The organism is Rhodococcus sp. YH1 (assembly GCF_009939605.1).
Classification (GTDB): domain Bacteria; phylum Actinomycetota; class Actinomycetes; order Mycobacteriales; family Mycobacteriaceae; genus Rhodococcus; species Rhodococcus aetherivorans.
Genome location: NZ_WVTE01000255.1, coordinates 58,941 through 82,795 on the forward strand (window position 1 = coordinate 58,941; position 23,855 = coordinate 82,795).

Annotated in this window: 25 protein-coding genes; 20 read left to right on the forward strand and 5 right to left on the reverse strand. The window is 70.8% G+C overall.

What is annotated here, in order from left to right:
* Nucleotides 1–71: 71 nt before the first annotated feature.
* Genes AIIKEEIJ_RS25225 through AIIKEEIJ_RS25250 form a run of 6 tightly spaced genes read left to right on the forward strand, consistent with a single transcriptional unit; the run spans nt 72 to nt 6,932 of the window.
* On the forward strand, nt 72–1,268 hold the full coding sequence (locus AIIKEEIJ_RS25225) for an acyl-CoA dehydrogenase family protein (RefSeq protein ID WP_161996818.1): 1,197 nt from the start codon (nt 72–74) through the stop codon (nt 1,266–1,268).
* On the forward strand, nt 1,265–1,999 hold the full coding sequence (locus AIIKEEIJ_RS25230; RefSeq protein ID WP_006941709.1) for a hypothetical protein: 735 nt from the start codon (nt 1,265–1,267) through the stop codon (nt 1,997–1,999). The genes AIIKEEIJ_RS25225 and AIIKEEIJ_RS25230 overlap by 4 nt, the downstream gene beginning before the upstream one ends.
* On the forward strand, nt 1,996–2,853 hold the full coding sequence (locus AIIKEEIJ_RS25235) for an alpha/beta fold hydrolase (protein WP_161996819.1): 858 nt from the start codon (nt 1,996–1,998) through the stop codon (nt 2,851–2,853). The genes AIIKEEIJ_RS25230 and AIIKEEIJ_RS25235 overlap by 4 nt, the downstream gene beginning before the upstream one ends.
* A complete protein-coding gene (locus tag AIIKEEIJ_RS25240) occupies nt 2,850–4,547 on the forward strand; it encodes an AMP-binding protein (RefSeq protein ID WP_161996820.1) in 1,698 nt (565 codons plus the stop codon). The genes AIIKEEIJ_RS25235 and AIIKEEIJ_RS25240 overlap by 4 nt, the downstream gene beginning before the upstream one ends.
* Complete coding sequence (locus AIIKEEIJ_RS25245; protein ID WP_006941705.1) at nt 4,534–5,769, forward strand: acetyl-CoA C-acetyltransferase; 1,236 nt, start codon at nt 4,534–4,536, stop codon at nt 5,767–5,769. The genes AIIKEEIJ_RS25240 and AIIKEEIJ_RS25245 overlap by 14 nt, the downstream gene beginning before the upstream one ends.
* Entirely contained in the window at nt 5,766–6,932 is a 1,167-nt protein-coding gene (locus AIIKEEIJ_RS25250) for a CoA transferase (protein ID WP_161996821.1), read from the forward strand. The genes AIIKEEIJ_RS25245 and AIIKEEIJ_RS25250 overlap by 4 nt, the downstream gene beginning before the upstream one ends.
* Before the next feature lie 52 nt (nt 6,933–6,984).
* Here AIIKEEIJ_RS25250 and AIIKEEIJ_RS25255 read toward each other — a convergent pair whose 3' ends face one another.
* The gene (locus tag AIIKEEIJ_RS25255; protein ID WP_006941703.1) at nt 6,985–7,560 is read right to left on the reverse strand and encodes a TetR/AcrR family transcriptional regulator; all 576 of its coding nucleotides are present in this window, start codon (nt 7,558–7,560) and stop codon (nt 6,985–6,987) included.
* 140 nt (nt 7,561–7,700) lie between these two features.
* Between AIIKEEIJ_RS25255 and AIIKEEIJ_RS25260 the strand changes: the two genes are divergently transcribed.
* From AIIKEEIJ_RS25260 to AIIKEEIJ_RS25305, 10 genes are all read left to right on the forward strand, one after another.
* Complete coding sequence (locus AIIKEEIJ_RS25260) at nt 7,701–8,264, forward strand: FAS1-like dehydratase domain-containing protein (protein ID WP_050036082.1); 564 nt, start codon at nt 7,701–7,703, stop codon at nt 8,262–8,264.
* On the forward strand, nt 8,264–8,674 hold the full coding sequence (locus AIIKEEIJ_RS25265) for a Zn-ribbon domain-containing OB-fold protein (protein ID WP_072636548.1): 411 nt from the start codon (nt 8,264–8,266) through the stop codon (nt 8,672–8,674). The genes AIIKEEIJ_RS25260 and AIIKEEIJ_RS25265 overlap by 1 nt, the downstream gene beginning before the upstream one ends.
* Nucleotides 8,671–9,081 carry a MaoC/PaaZ C-terminal domain-containing protein gene (locus tag AIIKEEIJ_RS25270; RefSeq protein ID WP_006941693.1) on the forward strand — a complete coding sequence of 137 codons (411 nt, stop codon included), beginning with the start codon at nt 8,671–8,673 and terminating at the stop codon, nt 9,079–9,081. Before AIIKEEIJ_RS25265 ends, AIIKEEIJ_RS25270 begins: the two co-directional genes overlap by 4 nt.
* Nucleotides 9,078–10,277 (forward strand): lipid-transfer protein, encoded by a 1,200-nt coding sequence (locus tag AIIKEEIJ_RS25275; RefSeq protein WP_065923349.1) that lies wholly within the window; start codon nt 9,078–9,080, stop codon nt 10,275–10,277. Before AIIKEEIJ_RS25270 ends, AIIKEEIJ_RS25275 begins: the two co-directional genes overlap by 4 nt.
* 29 nt (nt 10,278–10,306) lie before the next feature.
* A complete protein-coding gene (locus AIIKEEIJ_RS25280) occupies nt 10,307–11,512 on the forward strand; it encodes a DegT/DnrJ/EryC1/StrS family aminotransferase (protein WP_006941691.1) in 1,206 nt (401 codons plus the stop codon).
* A gap of 118 nt (nt 11,513–11,630) precedes the next feature.
* A complete protein-coding gene (locus AIIKEEIJ_RS25285) occupies nt 11,631–12,767 on the forward strand; it encodes a steroid 3-ketoacyl-CoA thiolase (RefSeq protein WP_029546581.1) in 1,137 nt (378 codons plus the stop codon).
* A gap of 3 nt (nt 12,768–12,770) precedes the next feature.
* Nucleotides 12,771–14,972 carry an acyl-CoA dehydrogenase family protein gene (locus AIIKEEIJ_RS25290; RefSeq protein ID WP_161996822.1) on the forward strand — a complete coding sequence of 734 codons (2,202 nt, stop codon included), beginning with the start codon at nt 12,771–12,773 and terminating at the stop codon, nt 14,970–14,972.
* Nucleotides 14,973–15,005: 33 nt separating this feature from the next.
* A complete protein-coding gene (locus AIIKEEIJ_RS25295) occupies nt 15,006–16,214 on the forward strand; it encodes an acyl-CoA dehydrogenase family protein (protein ID WP_006941685.1) in 1,209 nt (402 codons plus the stop codon).
* A 1-nt stretch (nt 16,215) separates the two neighbouring features.
* Nucleotides 16,216–17,343, forward strand: coding sequence for an acyl-CoA dehydrogenase family protein (locus AIIKEEIJ_RS25300; RefSeq protein ID WP_161996823.1), 1,128 nt, complete (start codon nt 16,216–16,218; stop codon nt 17,341–17,343).
* Nucleotides 17,344–17,509: 166 nt separating this feature from the next.
* Nucleotides 17,510–17,725, forward strand: coding sequence for a hypothetical protein (locus AIIKEEIJ_RS25305; protein ID WP_238406569.1), 216 nt, complete (start codon nt 17,510–17,512; stop codon nt 17,723–17,725).
* A gap of 78 nt (nt 17,726–17,803) precedes the next feature.
* On the opposite strand, the gene AIIKEEIJ_RS25310 is transcribed toward AIIKEEIJ_RS25305, so the two are convergent.
* Nucleotides 17,804–18,631, reverse strand: coding sequence for an IclR family transcriptional regulator (locus tag AIIKEEIJ_RS25310; protein WP_231385969.1), 828 nt, complete (start codon nt 18,629–18,631; stop codon nt 17,804–17,806).
* 237 nt (nt 18,632–18,868) lie between these two features.
* Between AIIKEEIJ_RS25310 and AIIKEEIJ_RS25315 the strand changes: the two genes are divergently transcribed.
* Nucleotides 18,869–20,554, forward strand: a complete 1,686-nt coding sequence (locus AIIKEEIJ_RS25315; protein ID WP_161996824.1) for an AMP-binding protein — start codon at nt 18,869–18,871, stop codon at nt 20,552–20,554.
* A gap of 121 nt (nt 20,555–20,675) precedes the next feature.
* Here AIIKEEIJ_RS25315 and AIIKEEIJ_RS25320 read toward each other — a convergent pair whose 3' ends face one another.
* Nucleotides 20,676–20,996 (reverse strand): GYD domain-containing protein, encoded by a 321-nt coding sequence (locus AIIKEEIJ_RS25320; RefSeq protein WP_010594059.1) that lies wholly within the window; start codon nt 20,994–20,996, stop codon nt 20,676–20,678.
* Between the two features lie 156 nt (nt 20,997–21,152).
* On the opposite strand from AIIKEEIJ_RS25320, the gene AIIKEEIJ_RS25325 reads away from it, so the two are divergent.
* On the forward strand, nt 21,153–21,563 hold the full coding sequence (locus AIIKEEIJ_RS25325) for a PPOX class F420-dependent oxidoreductase (RefSeq protein ID WP_006941679.1): 411 nt from the start codon (nt 21,153–21,155) through the stop codon (nt 21,561–21,563).
* Between the two features lie 21 nt (nt 21,564–21,584).
* On the opposite strand, the gene AIIKEEIJ_RS25330 is transcribed toward AIIKEEIJ_RS25325, so the two are convergent.
* Nucleotides 21,585–22,178: an HdeD family acid-resistance protein gene (locus AIIKEEIJ_RS25330; protein WP_037201226.1), complete on the reverse strand. Its 594-nt coding sequence runs from the start codon at nt 22,176–22,178 to the stop codon at nt 21,585–21,587.
* 108 nt (nt 22,179–22,286) lie between these two features.
* On the opposite strand from AIIKEEIJ_RS25330, the gene AIIKEEIJ_RS25335 reads away from it, so the two are divergent.
* Both AIIKEEIJ_RS25335 and AIIKEEIJ_RS25340 read left to right on the forward strand, forming a co-directional pair.
* Nucleotides 22,287–23,099 (forward strand): DUF72 domain-containing protein, encoded by an 813-nt coding sequence (locus tag AIIKEEIJ_RS25335; protein ID WP_161996825.1) that lies wholly within the window; start codon nt 22,287–22,289, stop codon nt 23,097–23,099.
* Nucleotides 23,100–23,161: 62 nt separating this feature from the next.
* Nucleotides 23,162–23,635, forward strand: a complete 474-nt coding sequence (locus AIIKEEIJ_RS25340; RefSeq protein WP_043803162.1) for a hypothetical protein — start codon at nt 23,162–23,164, stop codon at nt 23,633–23,635.
* A 9-nt stretch (nt 23,636–23,644) separates the two neighbouring features.
* Here AIIKEEIJ_RS25340 and AIIKEEIJ_RS25345 read toward each other — a convergent pair.
* Nucleotides 23,645–23,855, reverse strand: a 211-nt coding sequence (locus tag AIIKEEIJ_RS25345) for a MarR family winged helix-turn-helix transcriptional regulator (RefSeq protein ID WP_443217122.1), incomplete at its 5' end; no start/stop codon positions are given.

The window sequence follows — 23,855 nt, forward strand, 5'->3', positions numbered from 1 at the left end:
CGGGCGGGGGCGTGCTGTACTTGGTGAACAAGCGTTAATAACCAGATTCTGGTTCACCGAGGGAGTCCCCCATGACCCACCGGCCGTCGCAGCCCCGTACCGACACCCCGCGGTACCTCACCGAAGAGCGCCTCGCCATCCGCGACCTCGCCCGTGACTTCGCCATGACGAAGGTGCTGCCCGTCGCCAACGAGTTCGACCCCGTCCAGGGCACCATCCCCGACTCGCTGAAGAAGGAGATGGCCGAGATCGGGTTCTTCGGCATCATGATCCCCGAGGAGCACGGCGGCCTCGGTCTCGGCGTGTTCGAGTACTGCCTGGTCGCCGAGGAGCTGTCCCGGGCCTGGATGAGCGTGTCCGGTCTCCTCGCCCGCGGCAACGGCATGGGCGGTGGCTTCACTCCCGAGCAGGAGGCCGCCCTGCTGCCGAAGGTGGCTCGCGGCGAATACCTCGGCGCGTACGCCCTGTCCGAGGCGGAGGCCGGCTCCGACGTCGCCAACATCTCCTGCCGGGCCGTCCGCGACGGCGACGAATGGGTCGTCAACGGCACGAAGATGTGGTGCACCTACGCCGACGAGGCCGACTACCTGGTGCTGTTCGCCCGCACCGATCCGCACAAGGATCCGGCCAAGCCGCACCGGGGAATCAGCGCGTTCCTCGTCGAGAAGCAACGTGGCGTCTTCCCGGAGGGGATCTCGGGCACCAAGGTCCGCAAGATCGGCTACTTCGGCTGGAGCACCTGGGAACTGTCGTTCGACAACTTCCGCATCCCCGCCGACAAGATGCTCGGCGAGGAAGGAAAGGGCTTCTACCTCGCCGTCTCCGGGCTCGAAGTGGGCCGGGCCCACACCGCCGCCCGCGCGATCGGCCTCGCCCGCGCGGCTCTCGAGGACTCGATCGCCTACGTACACACCCGGCGCCAATTCGGCCGTCCCATCGGGGACTTCCAGCACCTGCGGTTCAAGATCGCGAAGATGGCGGCCGACATCGAGGCGGCCCGCCAGCTGATGTACTCCGTGGCCACCGACATCGACACCGGGCGGCGCTGCTCGCTCGAGGCGTCGATGTGCAAGCTCGTCGCCACCGAGATGGCCGAGCAGGTGACCAGCGAGGCCGTGCAGATCCACGGCGGTGCCGGCTACACCACGGACTTCCAGGTCGAACGGCACTGGCGCGACGCCCGCCTGACGAAGATCTTCGAAGGCACCAGCGAGATCCAGATGCGCATCATCTCCGACGAGCTGCTCGGAAGGCCGGAAACCGCATGAGCACCACACTGAACACCCTCCGCGTCGGCGATCGCACCGCCGGTTCCGGCCGGATGGCCGCCGACCTGCTCGCAGAGTCCGGAATCGTCCTCCCGACAGGGACGTTCGCGCTCGGGACCGTCGCCGCCGAGCTGCTCACCCCGCCCGTGCCCGCCGCGCACCGCACGGGACTGCGCTGGACGGCGATCACGCCGGTCACGGCGGTGGACCGGATCCGGTCGGAGGCCGTCGTCACCCGCGTCGAGGGCACCACCGCCGAGCGGTTCGTCCGCGTGCTCGATGCCGCCGGCGCCGTGCGGGAGGAGGGCACCGAGACCTGGCGGCTCGCCACGCCATCCGAACCCGTTCCGGCACTGGACTTCTGCACTCCGGCCTGGGGTGAGCTGCTCCGTGACCACCTCGAGGCCGACCCCGCCTTCGGGTCCGCCCTGGCCACCTGGGACGGCACCGTCGGCCTGCGCTGCGGCGACCGGGAACTGCACCTGCGGATCTACCGCGGCCGCATCGTCGACGTCACGCGGCGCACCCCGCACGGGGCCACCTTCACGTTCGTCGCACCCGACCACACCTGGGTCGACCTGATCCTCGGTGCGCACGACGACTTCATGCGCCGCGCAATCGGCGGCGAATTCTCCTCCACCGGAGACGGATACGAGTATCTCCGGCTCACCAAACCGCTGAACCTGATCATCGGCCACGCCCGTGCCGTCGCGAGAAAGGCCCGCTCATGATCGAGGCCCGTTACCTGGACATCGACGGAGCCCTCGGATTCGTCGAGATCGTCACCCCCGCCGGCGAACACGCCCCCGACGCGCTTCCCACCGTGCTGTGCATCCACACCGCCGGGCAGAGCGGGGTGCAGTGGCGGCACGTCGCCCACGACCTCGCGGCCCGCGGCTACCGCGTGCTCGTGCCCGACCTGCCGGGACACGGCCGATCCGAGCCCGCCCCGGACGGACCGGTCACCAGCCTCACCACGTACGGCGACTGGCTCACCGCCCTGCTCGACGCGCTCGACGTGCACCGGCCGTACGTGCTCGGCTGCTCGATCGGCGGCAAGCTGACCCTCGAACTCGCCACCCGACCGGACCGGCCGCTCTCCGGCGCCGTCGCGATGGAGGCCGAGGCCGGCCCCGGCCGCGTCAATGTCTCGGGTCTGCGCCGCGAACTCGAGGACGTCGCCGGGCCGTCGCGCGCCGAACGCACCTATCTGGGCACCCTCGCCTCTGTCGGGCGTTCGGTACCCGCCGCGACGGCGCACCGGATCGCCCTCATGCACAAGCGGGAGGACCCGGAGATCTCGTCGTCCGACCTCATCGGCTGGGGCACCCACGACGTGCGCGACCGGCTGCCGCTGCTGACCTGCCCGCTCCACCTCGTCGTCGGGGCCGACGATCCGTGGCTCGACCCGGACGCCGTCGCGGACCTCGCCGTCCGGATCAACGACATCTCGCCGGGACGGGCGCGGTTCACCCGGCTCGACGGCGTCGGCCACTATCCCATGGAGGAGGTGGAGGACTTCGCCGTCCTCGCCGACTCGTGGCTGACCGACCTGCGGGGCGCCACCGCGGAGGTGCTGTCGTGACCGCGACCACCACCTCCGGACTGGCCGCGTTCCTCGACGACCTCGTCGCCGCCGATCCCGGTGCCGTCGCCACCTACGACGTCGCCGACGGGCGGCTGCTGATCTGCAACAGGGCGGAGCTGCGGCGCCGCGTGCAGGCGGTGCGGGCCGAACTCGCGGCCGTCGGCGTCCGGCGCGGCCGGTGCATCGCGGTGCTGTTGCCCAACTGGTCCGACGCCCTCGTGTGGCAGTTCGCGGCCGCGGCGCTCGGCGCCCACGTGATCGGCGTGAACACCCGCTACAACACCGCCGAGGTGGCCCACATCCTCACCGCGGCGCGGCCGGCGGTCGTCGCCGTCGCGGCCGGCTTCCACGGCCTGGACCTGTTCGGCACGCTCCGTGCCGCCTCGGAGGTCGCCGCGGTGCCGGCTCCCGCGGTCGCGGTCGTCACCGGACCCGGCGGGGGATCCGCCGATCCGGCCCCCTTCGACCTCGGCGCCGGGTCCTGGTGCGCGGGCGGCGGCGACACCCGCGGCGTGCGCGCCCCGGACACGCCCGACACCGCGACGCTCACGCCCGCCGGCGCGGAGGACGATCCGGCGGACCCGCTGGCCGTCGCGTTCACCACGTCCGGCTCCACCGGAACCCCCAAGCTCGCCGCCCACCGCGACTCGGCGATCGTGCGGCACGCCCGCGCCGACGCCGCGATCATGCGGGTCGAGCCCGGCGACGTCGCGCTGTGCGTGCTGCCGGTCTCCGGGGTGTTCGGCTACAGCACCGCCATGGCCGCGCTCGCCGGCGGTGCCGCGCTGCTGATGGAGCCGGTCTTCGATGCCGCGGCGACCCTGCGCCGCATGGAACAGCTCTACGTCACCCACGTCGTCGGGGGCGACGACCTGTTCGGCCGGCTCCACGACACGTGGCACGCCGAGATGCGCGCCGACCTGTCGGCGCTGAAGTGGCTCGGCATCGCCGACTTCCTCGGCCGCTCGCACGAGATCGCCCGCTGGGCGCGCGACGAGTTCGGCGCCCACACCTCGGGCGTGTTCGGGTCGTCCGAGGTGTTCGCGCTGGCGTTGCTGTGGTCGGCCGGCGACCCGGAGTCGGTGCGCTGGAACGGCGGCGGCCGCCCGGTCGACCCGTCGGTCGACGTCCGCATCGCCGACCCGCTCGACGACCGTGTCCTCCCGGACGGGGAACAGGGCGAGCTGCAGGTGCGCGGCCCCAACGTCGTCGACGCCTACCTCGGCAACCCCGATGCCGCCCGCCGCGCATTCACCGCCGACGGCTGGTTCCGCAGCGGCGACCTCGCCGTCGCGACCGGAGACGGCGGCTACACCTACGTGTGCCGGATGGGAGACGTGCTGCGGCTGCGGGGGTTTCTCGTGGACCCGGCCGAGATCGAGCACCGTCTCGCCGAACACCCCGGGGTGCGGACCGCGAAGGTCGTCGGCATCACCGGCGAGGGCGGCTACACCCGGGCGGTGGGGTTCGTCGTCCCCGTCGAGGACGCCGTCGAGTTCGATGCGGCATCGCTGAAGGCGTGGTGCGCCGAGACGCTGGCCGCGTTCAAGGTGCCGGCGACGATCCACGTGATCGAGGCGATGCCCACGACGGTGGGCGGCAACGGCACCAAGATCCGCGCCGTGGAACTGCGTGAGTGGGCGCAGCAATGGACCGACCGGGAAAGGGACTTCAGACGTGACCGCAACTGATGTGACTGCAACCGATGTGGTGATCTGCGAACCGCTGCGCACACCGGTGGGCCGGTACGGCGGGGCGTTCGTCGACGTCCCCGCCACCGACCTCGCCGCCGGGGTGATCTCGGAACTGCTGGCGCGCACGGGCATCGACCCGGAGTCGGTGGACGACGTGATCTTCGGCCAGTGCTATCCCAACGGCGAGGCCCCCGCGATCGGCCGCGTCGCCGCGCTCGACGCGGGCCTGCCGGTGACGGTGCCGGGCCTGCAGCTCGACCGCCGGTGTGGGTCCGGGCTGCAGGCCGTCCTCGACGCGGCGATGCGCGTGCAGACCGGCGTCGCCGACGTCGTGATCGCCGGTGGCGTCGAATCCATGAGCCGCGCCGAGTACTACACCGAATCGATGCGGTGGGGTGCCAAGGGGGCTCCGGCCGCCCTGCACGACCGCCTCGCCCGCGGCCGGGTCACCGCCGGCGGCCGTCACCATCCCGTCCCCGGCGGGATGCTCGAGACCGCCGAGAACCTGCGCCGCAAGTACGGCATCGGCCGACGCGAACAGGACGAGCTGGCCGTCGAATCGCACCGGCGCGCGGTGGCCGCCATCGAATCCGGGGTGTTCGCGCAGGAGATCGTGCCGGTGGCGGTGCCCCAGCGCAAGGGCGACGACCGCATCGTGGATCGGGACGAGCATCCGCGCGCGGACGCCTCCGTCGACACCCTCGCGAAACTGCGGCCGATCATGGCGGCGCAGGATCCGGAAGCGACGGTGACCGCGGGCAACGCCAGCGGTCAGAACGACGGTGCCGCAGCCTGTCTCGTCACCACCCGCGCGCAGGCGGACCGCCTGGGCCTGCGTCCCCTGGGCCGGTTGGTGACCTGGGCGGTGGCCGGCGTCGCGCCGGCGGAGATGGGCATCGGCCCGGTGCCGTCCACCGAGAAGGCCCTGAAGCGCGCCGGCCTGACGCTCGCCGACATCGACCTGATCGAACTCAACGAGGCGTTCGCGGCGCAAGCACTCGCGGTGACCCGTGAATGGAACTTCGGGACAACCGATTTCGAGCGGACGAACGTCAACGGTTCGGGAATCTCGCTCGGCCACCCGGTCGGGGCGACCGGCGTGCGCATCCTCGCCACGTTGCTGCGCGAACTGGATCGTCGCGGGGCGCGCTACGGCCTCGAGACGATGTGCATCGGTGGCGGGCAGGGGCTGACGGCGATCTTCGAAAGGGCCGCATGACGACCCGGCCGCTCGAGGGGATCCGCGTCGTCGACCTGTCGAGCTTCGTCGCCGGTCCGACCGCCGGGCGCATCCTCGCCGAGCTCGGTGCCGACGTGATCCGTGTCGATCCGGTCGCCGGCGCGGTCGACGGCGGGCGGTGGCCCCTCGCGGAGTCGGGGGCGAGCCTGTACTGGACGGGGTTGAACCAGGCGAAGCGCTCCGTCGCGGTGGATCTGCGCAGTGCGGACGGTCGTGCCGTCGTCACCGAGCTGATCGCCCGGTCCGGGGTGGTGCTCGAGAACGCGGCCCACGCACCGTGGCTCGCCCACGAGGTGCTCGCCGCGCGACGACCCGACCTGATCCACCTGCACATCGCCGGCAACGCCGACGGCACCCCTGCCGTGGACTACACGGTCAACGCCGCTGTCGGGCTGCCTCTCATGACCGGGCCCGTCGATGCTGCCGCCCCGGTGAACCACGTGCTCCCGGCCTGGGACCTGATCACCGGGGTGCAGGCGGCCCTCGGGATCGTCGCCGCGCTGCGCAGGCGGGACCGCACGGGGGAGGGCGCGTACCTCGAGCTTGCGCTCGAGGACGTCGCGGTGTCCGCGGTCGCGAGCATGGGCTGGCTGGCCGAGGCCGAGGAACGCGGCTCGGCCCGCGACCGGCAGGGCAACGCGCTCTACGGCAGCTACGGGTCCGAATTCGCCACGGCGGACGGCCGCACCGTCATGGTTGTCGGCCTCACCCCCGCACAGTGGCGATCGCTCGTCGAGGTCACCGGCACCGGCGAGGTCTTCGCGGCGCTCGAACGGCACCGCGGGCTGCGGTTCGCCGACGAGGGTGACCGCTACGCCGCGCGCGACGAGATCACCGCGATCCTGCGTCCGTGGTTCGCGGCGCGCACGCTCGCCGAGATCGAGAAGGAACTGTCCGGCAGCCGGGTGCTGTGGGCGCCCTACCGGACCATGGACGAGGTGGCCGCCCGCGAGTACGCGGTGATCGAACGCGTCGAGCAGCCCGGCGTCGGCCCGGTGCCGACGGCGCGCTCCCCGTTGCGCTGGGACGGGACGTACACCGAGGCGCGCCCGGCGCCGCGCCACGGGCAGCACACCCGAGAGGTACTCGAAGAACTCGGTCTCTCCCCCGAGCGTGGAGACGAACCCGGCGGAGCGCGCTGACCGCGGCCGTGTCGAGTGCGCTGAGCGCCGTTCGGTCCGGTGACGAGCCCGGTCACTCCTCGGCGAAACCGCCGAAGAACAGCGCAACGAGCACGTCGGTGAACTCGTCGGTGGTGTATCCGTCCCGTCCCGGCCAGTGCATGCTCGCCCACAGCGCGTCCCGCACCGTGCGGTAGAAGACCTCGGCGGGGATGTCGGAGCGGAAGCTGCCGTCGGCGACGCCGGTGGCGATCGTGGTCAGCCAGTAGTCGCGCACCGTGCGCGACGGTGCGTCGACGACGTCGAGCAGGCCGTTGTCGCGCAGGTACTGCCGGTTCTGCTGGTAGATCGCCGTCGGATGGGGATGCTCCTCGATCACGACGAGGGTCTGGTGGATCAGGCCGCGCACAGTCTCGCGGGGACTCGTCGATGTCTCCACGACGCGCCGGAAGCGCTGGTCGATGTCGGCCATGAAGCCGCTGAGGATCTCGGCGACGAGTGCATTCTTGGATCTGAAGAAGTGGTACAGGCTGCCGGAGAACACTCCGGCGCGTTCGCCGATGTCGCGGACCGTCGTCGGCCCGATCCCCTTGGTCGCGAAGAGTTCGGCCGCGAGCCGCATGATCTCGTCGCGTCGGTCCGACGTCATGGTTACCTCACCTTCCGATTCGCCGGTTCGGCGCGAGTTTTCCGCCCTCTGTTCCAACTGAGTGGGAGTGGGCAGTCCTGGCGGGGCGCCCGCGCCTACGGTACTGCACCAAGCGCTTGCTCAAGAAAGGTGGTGCGGACATGCCGACGCTGGAACAGGAGTTGGAACGCGAGTTCGAACAGTACGTCGGGAAGGTGGCCGAGCCCGCCCGGGTGGCCCGGTACGCCGTCGACGAGGCGATGATCCGGAACTGGGTCGAGGCCCACGACGACTACAACCCCGTCTACGTCGACCGGGACGCGGCCCGCGCGACCGGACGACCGGACGTAGTGTGCCCGCCCGCGATGATCTCGACGTGGGTGATGGCCGGCTACCGCCGCTGGCGCGAGGTGCAGCGGCTGCGCGCCGAAGGACGGACCGAGGACTTCGCCTACTCCGCGCTGATGACACTGCTCGACCGGCACGGCTTCACCTCCGTCGTCGCCACCAACGCCGAGCAGGACTACCACCGCGAACTCGTCCCGGGCGACCACGTCACCGCGCACTTCACCATCGAGTCGATCTCCCCGGTCAAGCGCACCGGCCTGGGCCGCGGCTGCTTCGTCACCCTGCACAAACGCTACGAGAACCAGCGCGGCGAACTGCTCGTCGAGGAGCGGTTCCGATTGCTCCGCTTCAACCCGAACACCACCGAGGAGGCGTGATGACGGCCGTTCCCAGGCTGACCGTCACCCAGGACAACGAGTTCTGGTTCGCAGCCGCCCGCGAGGGCCGGCTCGAGATCCAGCGCTGCAGCGACTGCGGCGCGCTCCGGCATCCGCCGGGACCGGCGTGCCCGAAGTGCCGCTCCTTCAAATGGGACACCGTCGAGTCGTCGCGCCGCGGCACCCTGCACAGCTGGACCGTGATCCACCACCCGAAGGACCCGTCCTTCGACTATCCCCTCGCGGTCGGGCTGATCGACCTCGAAGAGGGCATCCGGATCGTCGCCGACATCGGCGGGGTCGAGCACGACCGGCTGCAGATCGGCATGCAGCTTGAGGTCGGATTCGCCGAGCACGCGCACGGCGAAATCCTGCCGCAGCTGCGTCTACCGGGTGGAGGTGCCGCATGAGCCTGCCGACCGTGTCCGTCGGCACCGAACTGCCGGCACTGGACCTGCCTCTCGATCGCAGCACCATCGTCGCCACCGCGATCGCCTCCCAGGATTTCGAGGACGTGCACCACGATCCGGGCGCAGCCGGAAAGCGCGGCACGCCCGACATCTTCATGAGCATCAACTCGACGAACGGATTCGTCGACCGCTACATCACCGACTGGGCCGGGCCGACCGCCCGCATCCGCCGCGTCGCACTGCGGCTGGGCGTCCCCAACTTTCCCGGCGACACCATGCGCCTGACCGGGACGGTGACCCGCGTCGACCCAGGCGCCGTCACCGTCGAGGTGCTCGGCCGTAACGCCCGAGGAACGCACGTGACCGCCGAGGTCACCGTCGCACCGTACGAAGGACAGACACGATGAGCGGCAGGATAATTCCCGGCGGGGGCTTCGCCCGCAAGGCGGCGATCGCCGGCATCGGCGCCACCGAATTCTCCAAGAACTCCGGGCGCAGCGAATGGCAACTGGCCTGCGAGAGTGTGCTCGCCGCGCTCGAGGACGCACAGATCGGCGTCGAGGAGGTGGACGGCTTCGCGCTGTTCACGATGGAGACCAACCCCGAGATCGCGGTCGCCCGCGCACTCGGCATCCCCGAACTGACGTTCTTCAGCCGCATCCCGCACGGCGGCGGCGGCGCATGCGCACCCGTGCAGCAGGCGGCGCTCGCCGTCGCGAGCGGTGTCGCCGACGTCGTGGTCGTCTACCGGGCCTTCAACGAACGTTCCGGCACCCGGTTCGGCGCCGGCCCGCCGCCGTTCGCCTACACGGCCAACACCGATCAGGAATACCGCAACTGGATCAATCCCTACGGGCTGCTCACCCCCGCCCAGCAGGAGGCGTTCCTCGCCCGGCGCTACATGCACAAGTACGGCGCGACCAGCGCCGACTTCGGCCGCATCTCCGTGCTGTCGCGCAAGCATGCCGCAAACAACCCCAAGGCATGGTTCTACGAGCGGCCCATCACCCTCGACGAGCACCAGAACTCCCGGATGATCGCCGACCCGCTGCGGCTGCTCGACTGCTGCCAGGAGAGCGACGGCGGACAGGCCCTGGTGATCGTCAGCACCGAGCGGGCCCGCGACCTGCCGCACCCGCCGGCCGTCGTCTCCGCCGCCGCGCAAGGCGTCGGGCCCCAGCAGATCTCCATGAGCAGCTACTACCGCGAGGACATCGACGAGATGCCCGAGGTCGAGCTGGTGGCACGGCAGCTGTGGGATCAGGCCGGCATCGATCCGGACGACATCGACGCCGCAATCCTCTACGACGCGTTCACCCCGATGGTGCTGCTGCAACTCGAGGAGTACGGGTTCTGCGCCCGCGGCGAGGCCAAGGACTTCATCGCGGACGGCAACCTCGAACTCGACGGCCGTCTGCCCGTCAACACCCACGGCGGACAACTCGGCGAGGGATACATCCACGGCGTCAACGGAATCGCCGAGGGCGTGCGGCTGATCCGCGGCACGTCGGTGAACCAGCCCGGCAAGGACGTGGCGAACGTTCTGGTCACGGGCGGCTCCCCGGTGCCGCACAGCGCACTCGTGCTCTCCACCGACAACTGACCGACCACCCATCCAGAGGAAGTCCCGACATGACCGAACGCATCACCTATGCCCGCGCCACCCACGGCGAGGACGAAATCCGAGCGGTGGTCGACGTCCTGCGCAGCGGCCATCAGGGGCTGCGCATCGGCAAGAACGTCCTCGAGCTCGAACGCCGCATCCCCGAGCTGTCCGGGAAACAGTACGGCGTGATGTGCAACTCCGGATCCTCCGGCCTGTACCTCGCGGTCGAGCTGCTCGATCTGCCGAAGGGCAGCGAAGTCATCACCTCGCCGCTGACCTTCTCCACCGACGTCGCGCCCCTCGTGCGCGCCGGCCTGATACCGGTCTTCGTCGACGTCGAACCGAACACGTTCAACGTCGACGTCACCAGGATCGAGGCGATGGTCACCGACCGGACCCGCGCCGTGCTCATCCCGAACCTCGCCGGCAACTGCCCGGACTGGGACGCGATCCGGGCCGTCGCCGACCGGCACGACCTGAAGGTGATCGAGGACACCTGCGACACCCTCGGCGCCCGGCTGCGCGGCACGCCCACCGGCGCGCGCGCCGACCTGACCGTCACCAGCTTCTCCATGGCCCACATCATCACGTGTGCCGGCACCGGCGGCATGGTCATGATGGACGACGAGCAGACCCGCGATCGCGCACTCCTGCTGCGCCGGTGGGGACGTCGATCCGAGCCGAACCTGTTCGGCAACGGACGTGGACGCGTCTTCCGGGAGGATCTGGACGGGGTCGACTACGACAACGACTTCATCTTCGACCTGCTGCCGTGGAACTTCGAGCCGTCCGAACTCGGCGCCGCCTACGGTGTCGTGCAGCTGAACAAGCTCGCGCAGAACTACGAGCGGCGCCGCAAGACCTTCGCGGAGTTCACCGCCGCGTACGGCGCCTACCCCGAGTTCTTCAGCACGCCGGTGGAGACCGACGAACTCGACACCGCCTGGTTGTGCTATCCCGTCACGGTCACCGCCGACGCCCCGTTCTCCCGTAGCGACCTGCAGGAATTCGTCGACGCGCAGGGCATCGACACGCGAACCGTGTGGAGCGGCAACATCACCCGCCACCCGATGATGGCGGGCGTCGAGCACCGCGTGCCGGACGAAGGCCTGCCCGAGGCCGATGCGGTGTTCGAGCGCGGCATGACGCTCGGCATGAGCCACGGGCTGTCCGACGAGGAGGTCACCCGCGTGACCGACGCGATCCACGCCTTCGCCGCGAAGTGGAGGTGACCGCCGTGCCGTCTCGTTTCACCGGCCGCATCTGCGACAGCCTCGGCCTCGTCGACGAATTCGGGCGCGAGGTCCGCGGGCTCGACAATCGGCAGTGGACCCGGGTGCAGGTGCCCGCATGAAGCCCGTGATCGTCGACGCCGCACGCACCCCCTTCGGCAAGCGCGACGGCTGGATCTCCGGTCTGCACGCCGCCGAGCTGCTCGGTCTCGCGCAACGCGGCGTGCTCGACCGGCTCGACCTCGATGCCACCCTCGTCGAGCAGGCCGTCGGCGGGTGTGTCACCCCGATCGGGGAGCAGTTCGGCAACATCACCCGCACCGCGTGGATGCACGCCGGCCTGCCGTCCCACACCGGGACCACCACCATCGACGCCCAGTGCGGCACCGCGCTGCAGGCGGTGCATCTCGTCGCCGGGCAGATCGCGCTCGGCACCCTTGAGGTCGGCCTGGCGTGCGGCGTCGAACTGATGTCGCGGGTCCCGCTCACCTACAAGGTCGGCACCGGCGCCGGCACCCCGCGGCCGGCGTCGTGGTCGGTGGACACCCCCGACCAGTACACGGCGGCCGATCGCATCGCCCGGCACCGCGGCTTCTCCCGCGAGGACCTCGACGCGTTCGGCCTGCGGTCGCAGCAGCGGGCGCGCGACGCCTGGGACGCCGGGTGGTTCGACCGGCAGATCATCCCCGTCGCCGTCCCGAGCGACGACGGCGACACCACGGTCACCCGGGACCAGGGACTGCGCGAGACCGGCATGGAGGCGCTCGCGCGGTTGCGTGCCACGATCGAGGGCGGTCTCCACACCGCCGGCACCTCGTCGCAGGTGTCCGACGGGGCGAGCGCCGCGGTCCTGATGTCCGAGGACAGGGCACGTGAACTCGGTGCGGCGCCGCGGGCCCGGCTGCTCGCGCAGTGCGTCATCGGCGGCGACACCGAGTTCATGCTCGACGGCCCGGTGGCCGCGGCGCAGGTGCTGTTCGACCGCACCGGGATGACGGTCGCCGACGTGGACCTGTTCGAGGTCAACGAAGCCTTCGCGGCCGTGCCGATGTCGTTCGCCCAGGTGCACAAGGTCGACCCGGACGTGCTCAACGTCGGCGGCGGTGCCATCGCCCTCGGTCACCCGGCCGGCGCCACCGGAATCCGACTGCTGGCCACCGCGATCGACGAACTCGAACGCCGGGACCGGCAGGTCGCGATGATCGCCATCTGCGCGTCGGCTGCCACCACGTGCATGATTCTGGAACGGATGTAAGTCATGGCCATTGCACTCGACGCGGACCATCGCGACCTTGCCGACTCCGTCGCGGGCCTCGCCCGTCGCCATGCCCCGATCGAACGCACCCGCGCCGCGTTCGCCGACCTGGCGGCGGGCAAGCGGCCCGAGATCTGGGATGCGTGCATCGCGCAGGGCCTGCACGCCCTGCACCTGCCCGAGGAGCACGGCGGCGGTGGGGCGGGACTGCCGGAACTCGCGGTCGTGGCCGAGCAGTTCGGCCGCGCCCTGGTACCCGGGCCATGGGTGCCCACCGTCGTGGCCGGCGCGCTGACCGCCAGCCTCCCGGCCGAGGGCACCGCGGCGGAGTTGTTGCGGCGGTTCGCCGACGGAGCGACCGGTGCCGCCGTCACCACCCCCGGTCTCGTCGCGATCACGTCGGGGCGGGGATGGACGGTCACCGGTGTCTCCGAGCCGGTGCTCGGGTTGCCCGGCGCCGACGAGGTGATCGTGCGCGCCACCGCCGACGGCGCGCCCGTGTGGTTCAGGCTCCCGCCCGCGGCCGGAGAGGTCGAGCTCGCCGACGGCGTGGACCCCACCCGCTCGGTGGGACGACTGCGACTGTCCGGAGCGGCGATCACGCCCGAGCACCTGCTCCCGGCGATCGACGACGACGACGTGCAGCTGATCGTCAACACCGTGCTCGGCGCCGAGGCGGCCGGGCTTGCGGCGTGGGCGCTGGACACCGCCGTGGACCACGTCCGCAACCGGCACCAGTTCGGCCGCCCGGTGGGCAGCTTCCAGGCCGTGCAGCACAAGGCTGCGATGATGCTGGTGCGTAGCGAGATCGCCTGTGCCGCAGCGTGGGACGCGGCCCGGTCGGTGCAGCAGGGCCGGGAGCAGCAGCGGCTCGCGGCGGCGCAGGCAGGACTGACGGCAGTGCCGGCGGCCGTCGACGTGGCGCTCGAATGCGTCACCCTGCTCGGCGGTCTCGGCTTCACCTGGGAACACGACGCGCACCTGTACTGGCGACGGGCACTGTCGATCGCCTCCGTCGCCGGCCCGGAGGACGTCTGGGCACGCCGGCTCGGTGAGCTCGCACTGTCGGACGAGCGCGACTTCTCCTTCGTCGAGGCCGATGCGCTACCGGAGCTGCGCGCGCAGGTCGGCGCCGTCCTCGACGAGGTACGTGCACTGCCGGACGACGCGGTGCACAGCGACGGATGGGCGCCGGCGCGAGGCGGGGCACGTCGCGCCCGCCTCGCCGAGGCCGGTCTCGTCGCGCCGCACTATCCCCGGCCGTACGGGCTGGCCGCCGGACCGCAGGAGCAGGCCGTGATCGCGGACGAATTCGCGCGCCGCGGCCTCGAACAGCCGACCACCGTCATCGGCGAGTGGGCCCTGCCCACCCTGCTGCTGCACGGCAGCGAGGACCAGCAGCGCCGCTTCGTCGCGCCCACCCTGCGCGGCGAGATCGTCTGGTGCCAGTTGTTCAGCGAACCGGGCGCCGGCTCGGACCTGGCCGGGTTGTCCACCCGGGCCCGCAAGGTGGACGGCGGCTGGATCCTCACCGGACAGAAGGTGTGGAATTCGATGGCGCACGAGGCGGATTGGGGTATCTGCCTGGCCCGCACCGATCCCGATGTGCCCAGGCACGAGGGCATCTCGTACTTCCTCGTCGACATGCGCAGCGACGGGCTCGACGTGCGGCCGCTGCGGCAGGCGACCGGGCGCGCGGAGTTCAACGAGGTGTTCTTCGACGACGTCTTCGTCCCCGACGACTGTCTGGTCTCCGAACCGGGGCAGGGCTGGCGCCTCGCGGTGACCACGCTCGCCAACGAACGGCTCAGCATGGGCACACAGCTCGCGCACGGCGCGGCCGCGCGGGTGCGCGACCTCGTCGAGTCGGGCCGCTACGCCGCCGGCCGCGACGACGCGTTGCGCGTCCTCGGCCGCAACACCGGCCGCGAGATGGCCCTGTCGGCGATGAACCTGCGCAGCGTGCTGCGACGGTTGTCCGGTCTCGACGCCGGCGCGGAGATCAGCGTCCAGAAGGTCTTCAGCGCCCTCGCCCAACGCGACGGCTCGCGCGGGCTGGTCTCGCTGCTCGGCCCGGTCGGCGCCGTCGACGACGACGGCCACATGCTCGACCACATCGGCCTGCCCGCGGTGCTGTTCGGCGGCGGCACCATCGAGATCCAGCTCAACGTGATCGCCCGTCGCGTGCTGGGACTGCCGCGCTGACACCGAATCCATCACACGAACCTGGAGGGGGCCATGCACCCGGAACTGTCCGACAACTCACGTCGGCTCCGCACCGAACTGCGCAACTACTTCGCCGAGATCATCGACGACGACGACCGGCGCGCACTCGTCGATCAGACCGAGGGCGGTCCCGTGTTCGACCGCATCCTGCGGCGGATGGGCCGCGACGGGTGGCTCGGTCTCGGCTGGCCCACCGAATACGGCGGCCGGGGAGAGGATCCCGAGGCCCTGTACGTGTTCTACGACGAGGTGATCCGCGCCGGCGCACCGCTGTCGCTCGTCACCCTCAACACCGTCGCGCCGGCGCTGATGAAGCACGGTACCCAGGCGCAGAAGGACTTCTTCCTACCGCCGATCCTGGCGGGCGAACTCATCTTCGCCATCGGCTACACCGAACCGAACGCGGGCACCGACCTCGCCTCGTTGCAGACCCGCGCCCGCATCGAGGGCGACGAACTGGTCATCAACGGCAACAAGATCTTCACCAGCGCCGGAGTCTACGCGGACTGGATCTGGCTGGCCGTCCGGACCGATCCGGACGCGCCGCGGCACGAGGGCATCTCGGTGGTGCTGGTACCGACCTCGGCGGCCGGGTTCTCGGTGACCGAGATCCACACCGTCGGTGGCATCAGCACCTCCGCCACCTACTACGACGACGTCCGCGTGCCGCTGACCAACGTCGTCGGCGAGCTGAACCAGGGCTGGGGCCTGATCACCAACCAGCTCAACCACGAGCGGGTGGCGCTCGCCGCCCGCGGTGGCATCGCGAACGAGTTGTACGACGCCGTCCTGGCCTGGGCGCAGTCCGAGCCCCTGGGCGCCGGGACGGTCTACGACCTGCCCTGGGTGCGCGCCAATCTGGCGGAGACGTACGCGCTGCTCAGCGCCGCCGACCTCGTCAACCTCCGGCTCGTCGCGGACGTCGCCGCGAACACCCTCGGCGGCGGTGATTCCGCGGCGGCGAAGATCTTCGGCACCGAGGCGGTCGTCACCGCCTACGGCAAGATGCAGGAGATCCTCGGCGTGCGGGGTCTGCTCCGGCCCGGCAGCCCCGGTGCCGTCCTCGAGGGGCGCGTCGAAACCCTGGCGCGCAGAGCCCAGAACAACACCTTCGGCGGCGGCACCAATGAAGTGATGCGCGAGATCGTCGCCGCCAAGTGCCTCGGCATGACGCTCGCCGCCCGTCGCCGCACCGATGCCCCCACCAGCACGAGGAGCTGACATGGATTTCGAACTCGACGACGACCTGACGAGTGTGCAGGACCTGGCGTCCCAGCTCTTCCGGCAGCTCGCGCCGGTCGACCGGGTTGTCGAGGTGGAGAAGAACGAGGGCGGCTTCGACGCGAAGCTGTGGAGTGCCCTGGCCGACGCCGGTCTGCTCGGCATCGCGGTGCCGGAGGAGTCCGGTGGCGCCGGGATGGGCCTGCTCGGCCTGATCACGGTGCTCGAACAGCAGGGCCGGCACGTGGCGCCGGTCCCGCTGTGGTCGGTGACGGCGGCCGCATCGGCGATCGTCCGTTTCGGCACGGCCGAACAGGTCGAACGCCTGGTCCCCGGCATCGTGGACGGATCCCGACCCGTCGTCGCGGCGTTCGACGCGCCCTACGGTGAACTCACCTCGCTGTCGGCGGTGAGCAAGGGCGACGACCTGGTCGTCAGCGGAACCGTCGCCGGTGTGCCCGCCGCAGCCGTGGCCGCCGCGACGATCGTTCCGGTCCGGTGCGACGACGGGTCGCTCGCCGTCGCGGTGATACCGACCGGGGCGGACGGTGTCACGGTGGAACCGGTCGCCGCAACCGACCGCGGCAGCCTCGCCCACGTCCGGTTCGACGACGTCGTCGTGCCCGCGTCCGATCGCCTGCCGGGCGACGGCGCGGAGACGGTCACCTGGGTGCGCCGCCGGATCCAGCTCGCGCTCGCCGCGGTGCAGCTGGGCGTGTGCGGGCAGGCGCTGAAGACGACGGCCGAATACACCTCGCAGCGAATCCAATTCGACCGTCCGCTGTCGACCAACCAGGCGGTGGCGGTGCGGGCCGCAGACGCCTACCTCGACACCGAGGCGATCCGGCTCACCACCCGGAGGGCGGCGTGGCTGCTCGACGCCGGACGGGAGCAGGAGGCCAAATCCGCGGTTCTCGTCGCCACATGGTGGGCGTCGCGCGGCGGTCTGCGGGTGGTGCACGCGACGCAGCACCTGCACGGCGGTATCGGTGCGGACGTGGACTACCCGATCCACCGCTACTTCCTGTGGGGACGGCAATTGTGCTTCACCCTCGGCGGTGCGGACGCCACCGCGGCCGAGCTGGGAGACGTCCTCGGATCCGCACCAGCAATCGGGGCACCCGCATGACGAACGCCGGGCAGCTCGTCACCGGCGCGAGCCGCGGCACCGGCCGGGCGACCGCTCGAGATCCACTTCGGCGCGGACGAGGCGCGCCCGGCTGGTCGCGAACGCCCTGCACGAGGGCCCGCCCGACAGCGTGCACGGCGGGTTCAGCGCTCACCTGCTGGGCTGCATGCTCAGCACCCGCATGCAGGCACGGGGCAGTCGTTCGCTGACGGCGTCGCTCGACCTGCGCTACCTGCGGCGCACCCCGCTCGACGAGGCGCTGGATCTGTATTCGCGGATCGTCGAGATCGAGGGCCGGAAGACCGTCGCCGGGGGTTGGATCGAATGCCGCGGTGAGTGCACGGTCGAGGCGCGGGGAGTGGTCGTCCGCGTCGAGGAATGACCGGTTCCGTCGACGGAACAGTGTGCAGGCAGCTCGAATTCGCGGCGCGCCGGACGACCTCCGGCGCGCCGCCACGTTCTAGTTCACGACACCCACGTGCGTTCGGTGCGACAGACGGGTCCGCGCGGTGGAACCGGGCCGGCCGGGTGTGAGCAACCGCGAGGTGCGGCGCGCGGTGGCCCAGACCATCGGTGCGATGTGGGCGAGTTCGACCGTTCCGCGGCACGCCACCGAGATCGCACCCACGACGCCGTCGGGACCGACGACCGGTGCGGCGACCGCGCTGATGGACATGGGGCACGCGTGGCCGGGCACGAACGCGAGACCCTGCCGCTGGCGCACCCGGTTCAGACGGTCGTGCAGTGTCGACAGGTCGGCCCGGGACCGTACGTGCGGTCCGGCCGTCATGAGGGCGTCGACCTTCTCCGGCTCGAGACCGGCGAGCAGCGCCCGTCCGCTGACGGTACTCTCGGCCGGCAGCCGGGCCGCGACCTGGGAGGGGATGCCCGCGCTCGCCGTGCCCCCGATCCGGTCGAGGAAATAGACGGACGAGCCTTCGAGCACCGTCAGGTGCGCGACTCCGCCGGTGCCGATCTGCAGGTCGTTGAGCATCCCCGCGGCTGCGGCGCGCAGCTGCGAGTAGTCCCGCGGTCGGGCCATCGTCTGCATCCGCAGACCGGGGCCGTATCCGCGGGAGTCGTGTTCGACCCAGTGAAGGTCGACGAGCTGGGTGAGCAGGCGGAAGGCGGTCGAGCGGGGCAATCCGGTGGCGGCCGTGATCTCCTCGAGGAACATCCGGTCGGGACCGGATGCGAACACGTCGAGGATCTGGGTGAACCGTTCCGCCACGCTGGGGCGTTGCTCGCGCGGCATGTCCGACGTCGGAATCGAGTCACTACGCGTCACTGTCAATGTCTGGCCTCCTTCGGTGCACTTTACCTAGCATTTGCTTGGTGCGCTATGCGGAATGCGGTGCGCTCCCGTCAGGCGGGAACGGGCCGTGTCTGCTGTGACTGCTCTGATGTGATGCGCTCGTACAGAATCGAGGCGTTGCAGCCGCGGCGACGATTCCGCACCGGACGGTTCCCGGCGGTGCGTCGAACCGGACGGCAGGCGCCGCATGCTGCACAGCGGAGGTGGACGGTGGAGACATTCACGGACGTGCTGCTCGCGCGGCGAGGCGACCCGAAAGTCGGACTGCGTTTCGAGGGGAGGGACTGGACCTGGGACGAGGTGGTGTCCGAAAGCGCCTGTAGAGCAGCCGCTCTCGAGGCGATCGTGACCGCCCCGGCCGGTCGGCAACGCCACGTCGGGGTCCTGCTGGACAACGTGCCCGATTTCGTGTTCTGGATAGGAGCCGGGGCGCTCGCCGGCGCCGTCGTAGTCGGAATCAACGCCAGCCGCGGCGGGCCCGAGATCGCTCACGACATCGCCCACGCGGACGTCGACCTCCTCGTCACCGAGAACCGGCTGGCGCACCTGGTCCACGGTGAGGAGCACGGCCTTGCGGTAGAGCGGATCCTGAACGTCGACTCGGACTCCTACGCCGAACTGCTCGCACCGTTCCGCGGCGTGGAGCCGCCCGCCGCGACACCGTCGCCTGAGCAACTTGCCCTTCTGCTGTTCAGTTCGGGATCGACCGGGGCGCCCAAGGCGGTCGTCGTCGGCCAGGGGCGACTCGGCCGGCTGATCGACGTTCTCGTCGACCGGACACAGATGCGCCGGGACTCGGTCGCCTACCTGTGCATGCCCTTGTTCCACGGCAATGCGCTCATGCTCAACCTGGGCACGGCGATGCGCGTGGGGGCCACGGTGGCGATGGTCCGCAAGTTCTCCGCCTCGCGTTTCGGGGACGACATCCACCGGTACGGCGCGACGTTCGTCAACTACGTCGGCCGGGCCCTGTCCTACGTGCTGAGCCGGCCCGAGGATCCCCGGGACCGGACGGGCACACTGGAACTGGCGTTCGGCACCGAGGCCTCCGAGGCCGACGTCGCGCGTTTCGCCGAGCGATTCGGCTGCACGGTGATCGAGGGTTACGGCCTCAGTGAGGGAGTGTTCCGGATCAACCGCACGCCCGGGACTCCGCCGGGCTCGCTGGGCCTGCCCGCCGGCGACGCCGACGTCCGGATCCTGGACGAGGCGACCGGACACGAATGCCCACGCGCCCGGTTCGACGCCACCGGCCGGCTGACGAACCCCGAGGCGGTGGGGCAGATCGTCGCGGTGGGGGCTGCCGGCACGTTCGAGGGCTACTACAAGAACCCGGGGGCGATGGCGGACCGCGTCCGGGGCGACGACTTCTGGTCCGGGGATCTCGGATACCGGGATGCCGACGGGTACTTCTACTTCGCCGGCCGCTCCTCCGACTGGCTACGGGTCGACAGCGAGAACTTCTCCGCGGCACCGATCGAACGGATTCTGCAGCGTCATCCGGCGGTCCTGTCCGCCCCGGTCTTCGCGGTGCCCGATCCGGTCACCGGCGACCAGGTCATGTGTGTACTCGAACTGTCGCCCGGCGCGCACCTGGACGGGCGACGGTTCGGTTCGTTCCTCGCCGCGCAACCGGACATGGGCGACAAGTGGTGGCCGCGGTTCGTGCGGATCGTCGAGCGAATCCCGTTGACAGGCAGCAACAAGGTGAACAAGGCGCCGTTGCGGTCCGCGGCGTGGCGCACCGACGATCCGGTCCTGGTCCGGGTGGGACGAACCAGCGAGTACGTTCCGTTCGACGAGGACGCGCGGGACCGCCACGAGGCCGAGTTCGTCGCGCACGGCCGGGCGGGACTGCTTCCGGCCCGATCGGTGGCCGCAACCCCGGTCGCCTGACCGGAACGACGGCATCCCGAGCCGGGCGGGGCGATCGGCGAAGTACCCGGAGACCTGCGCCTCGAGTTCGTCGCCGGTGCCCGGGGAACGGCCCGCTCGGTGCTCGGGGGGAGCGGCCCGCTCAGTGCCCGGGCGTCCGGTACGCGGCGTTGCGATGCACCGCGTCGTCCATCTCCTGCGGGGTGAGCAGCCGGATCGGCACGGAACGCGCGATGCCGGACGCCCGGGTGCGGAACTCGAGCGTGGCCGCGGCGAGGTCGTCGGGCACCTCCCCGATGACGTAGAGGTCGTGCCCGCCGAGTGCGAAGTGCACGGACTCGACGCTGCCGCCCACGCTCTCGACCATCTCGGTGATGGCGGAACTACGGACGGAACCACCCTCGGAGAGCAGCCCCTGCGCGCCCTCCGGGGTGTAGGTGACCTGCCACAGGTACTTCGGCATGTTCTCAGCTCCTCGGCTGTCGGACCATTCCATGGTCGGGCTCGTGGACCCTCCCATCGTCGGCCCGGAGGCCCTGTCGCGGGATGGTTTCCGCCGGAACCGGCGTAGGTTCGTGATCGAACATCCGCCACCGTCCGCCGAGGAAAGGACCACGCCGTGCCCGAAGCCCCGCTGCCGCAGGCCGTCGCCGAGATGCTGGCCCAGCCGAATTACGCCACGATCAGCACGTTGCGCGCCGACGGACATCCGGTGTCGGTGCCCACCTGGTATCTGTTCGAGAACGGCCGCATCCTGGTCAACATGGACGCCGGTCGCACCCGCCTCGGGCACCTGCGGCGCGATCCCCGGGTCAGTCTCAGCGCCATGGACCCGACGGACTGGGTGACGCACGTGAGCATCCAGGGCCGGGTCACCGAGTTCGCCGACGACCCGGAACTGACCGACATCGACCGGATCGCGCGGCACTACACCGGCAAGCCGTACGGGGTGCGCAACCGGCCGCGGGTGAGTGCCTGGATCGACATCGACCGCTGGCACGCGTGGGGCCGGCTCAAGGACGTCGCCTGAGCCGGCCCCGGGCGGCCGGGCTCACACGAGCCCGGCCGCCTTGGCCACCTTGCGGATCTGGAAGGAAAGGACGATCAGCAGCACGCCGAAGAGGATCGCGTAGATGCCGAGCAACCAGATCAGGCTGATGATGCCGCTGCCCGGGAAGATCAGCAGCACGACGCCGAGCAGGACGGCGAGGATCCCGGCGAACAGCGACCATCCCCACCCGGAGTTCGGTACCTTCCGGAAGCTCAGCGCACCGATGATGCCGGTGACGCCGAAGAGGATCGCATAGAACGCGATGATGTACAGCACCACGAGCGCGGTGGCCGCCGGCCAGACGAGGGCGACGATGCCGGCGGCGATGGAGACCAGGCCCATCGCGAGCCACCAGCCCCAGCCGTCGAGGCGGGCCCGGTCACGAATCGAGTGGTAGACGAGCACCACGCCGTCGACGATGGCATAGATGCCGAACACCACCACCAGGGCCCAGACGGTGATCCCGGGCCACACCAGGGCGACCACGCCGAACAACACGGCGAGGATGCCGCGGATCAGCACCAACCACCACATCTGTTTGAACAGGGGACTGAACTGATCGTTTGCGGTGAAAGCTCTCTCGGACACGGCCACTCCTAGGATGCGGTCTCGTAGTTCGGGCACAGCGTAGGCCCGTGCCGCGCCCGGCGCCCGCCGAATGGCGATCCGATTCCCAGTCGTGACGAGCGTTACCGTGTAGCGGTGGCTCAGGTGCGGATCGGGATCTCCGGCTGGCGGTACGCCCCGTGGCGTGGCGACTTCTATCCGTCCGGCCTGCCGCAGCGCCGCGAACTCGAGTACGCCGCGGAGCGGTTCGGCTCCATCGAGATCAACGGCACCTTCTACGCGCTGCAGCGGCCGTCGAGCTTCCTGCGGTGGCGCGACGAGACGCCGGACGGGTTCGTCTTCGCCGTCAAGGGCGGACGGTTCGTCACCCACATGAAGCGTCTCGTCGACGTGGACGACGCCCTCGCCAACTTCTTCGCCTCCGGTGTGCTCGCCCTCGGTCCCAAGCTCGGACCGGTGCTGTGGCAACTGCCCCCCACTCTGGCATTCGAGCCGGAGCGCATCGGCGCGTTCCTCACGAGCCTGCCCGCGTCGACGCGCGAGGCCGCGGCGCTCGCGGCGCGGCACACGGACAAGGTGCGCGAGGACCGGGTGTGGACCGAGATCGAGGCGGACCGGCCGATCCGGTACGCGCTCGAGGTGCGCCACCCCAGCTTCGCCGACGAGGAGGCGGCCGCCCTGCTCCGCCGGCTCGACGTCGCCCTCGTCGTCGCGGACACCGCGGGCCGCTTCCCGTTCCTCACCGAGGCCACCACCGATTTCGTCTACGTGCGGTTGCACGGCGACACCGAGCTGTACGCCAGCGGCTACACCCCCGAGGCGCTGGACGAGTGGGCGGCCCGGATCCGCGGTTGGCGCTCCGAGGGGCGCGACGTGTACGTGTACTTCGACAACGACATCAAGGGCTACGCGCCGTGGGACGCGCTCGAGCTGCAACGCCGGGTGTGACACGGATGTCGGTGCCGGCTGGCAGGCTGGCGCCGACACGTCGGCAACCCCAGGAGGACATCGTGTGGCCAACGCAGTGGCCGGAGATCGCACGCGACGTTGCGGATCACACCGCGACCGCGCTCGCCGCGGCCCGGGCGCAGTCGGTGCCGGCGTGGGAGGACGCGGTGGCCGAGCTCGCCGCGTTGCCGTACGAGCAGGTCGCCGGGGTACACGCGACGATGATGCGGGAACTGCTCGAGGAGTTGCATCCGGACGGGCTGACCGGCGAGGACGTGCAGGCGGTGCTGGAGCGCAGCGCGCGCACGGCGTCGACGTGGCTGCCGTCACTGCAGCCGGACACGCTGGTCGCGGTGCTCACCGGCACGCTCGGGGTGTCCGATCCCGACGCGCCGAAGGCTCGCCCCGACGAGTACCTGCGGGCGGGGCTGGTCGTGCTCGCGGATCTGCTCGCGGCACGCCGGGCGGGTCCCGAGCTCTACCTGCGCCGCGCGCTGGGCGAGATCGAACGCGCAGAGACGATCGAGCTGCCCTGACGTCCCGGATCAGGGCCGGGTCTGCGCCTCGACCTCGCGGGTGAGGCGCCGCAGCAGAGCGGTGAGGGTGTCGAGTTCGCCGTCGGTGAATCCGTCGAGCAGGTGGCGTTCCCGGGTGAGGCGGCGCGGGAACTCGGTGTCGACCACGGCTCGCCCCGCATCGGTGAGTGCGAGCAGGACCACGCGACCGTCCCGCTCGAAGCGCTGACGTTCGACGAGG

Excerpts from the sequence above, each read along its gene's own strand:
- AIIKEEIJ_RS25225 (WP_161996818.1), top strand. The coding sequence starts at position 72 with ATGACCCACCGGCCGTCGCAGCCCCGTACCGACACCCCGCGGTACCTC.
- AIIKEEIJ_RS25230 (WP_006941709.1), top strand. The coding sequence starts at position 1,265 with ATGAGCACCACACTGAACACCCTCCGCGTCGGCGATCGCACCGCCGGT.
- AIIKEEIJ_RS25235 (WP_161996819.1), top strand. The coding sequence starts at position 1,996 with ATGATCGAGGCCCGTTACCTGGACATCGACGGAGCCCTCGGATTCGTC.
- AIIKEEIJ_RS25250 (WP_161996821.1), top strand. The coding sequence starts at position 5,766 with ATGACGACCCGGCCGCTCGAGGGGATCCGCGTCGTCGACCTGTCGAGC.
- AIIKEEIJ_RS25255 (WP_006941703.1), bottom strand. The coding sequence starts at position 7,560 with ATGACGTCGGACCGACGCGACGAGATCATGCGGCTCGCGGCCGAACTC.
- AIIKEEIJ_RS25260 (WP_050036082.1), top strand. The coding sequence starts at position 7,701 with ATGCCGACGCTGGAACAGGAGTTGGAACGCGAGTTCGAACAGTACGTC.
- AIIKEEIJ_RS25265 (WP_072636548.1), top strand. The coding sequence starts at position 8,264 with ATGACGGCCGTTCCCAGGCTGACCGTCACCCAGGACAACGAGTTCTGG.
- AIIKEEIJ_RS25270 (WP_006941693.1), top strand. The coding sequence starts at position 8,671 with ATGAGCCTGCCGACCGTGTCCGTCGGCACCGAACTGCCGGCACTGGAC.
- AIIKEEIJ_RS25275 (WP_065923349.1), top strand. The coding sequence starts at position 9,078 with ATGAGCGGCAGGATAATTCCCGGCGGGGGCTTCGCCCGCAAGGCGGCG.
- AIIKEEIJ_RS25280 (WP_006941691.1), top strand. The coding sequence starts at position 10,307 with ATGACCGAACGCATCACCTATGCCCGCGCCACCCACGGCGAGGACGAA.
- AIIKEEIJ_RS25285 (WP_029546581.1), top strand. The coding sequence starts at position 11,631 with ATGAAGCCCGTGATCGTCGACGCCGCACGCACCCCCTTCGGCAAGCGC.
- AIIKEEIJ_RS25290 (WP_161996822.1), top strand. The coding sequence starts at position 12,771 with ATGGCCATTGCACTCGACGCGGACCATCGCGACCTTGCCGACTCCGTC.
- AIIKEEIJ_RS25295 (WP_006941685.1), top strand. The coding sequence starts at position 15,006 with ATGCACCCGGAACTGTCCGACAACTCACGTCGGCTCCGCACCGAACTG.
- AIIKEEIJ_RS25300 (WP_161996823.1), top strand. The coding sequence starts at position 16,216 with ATGGATTTCGAACTCGACGACGACCTGACGAGTGTGCAGGACCTGGCG.
- AIIKEEIJ_RS25305 (WP_238406569.1), top strand. The coding sequence starts at position 17,510 with ATGCTCAGCACCCGCATGCAGGCACGGGGCAGTCGTTCGCTGACGGCG.
- AIIKEEIJ_RS25320 (WP_010594059.1), bottom strand. The coding sequence starts at position 20,996 with ATGCCGAAGTACCTGTGGCAGGTCACCTACACCCCGGAGGGCGCGCAG.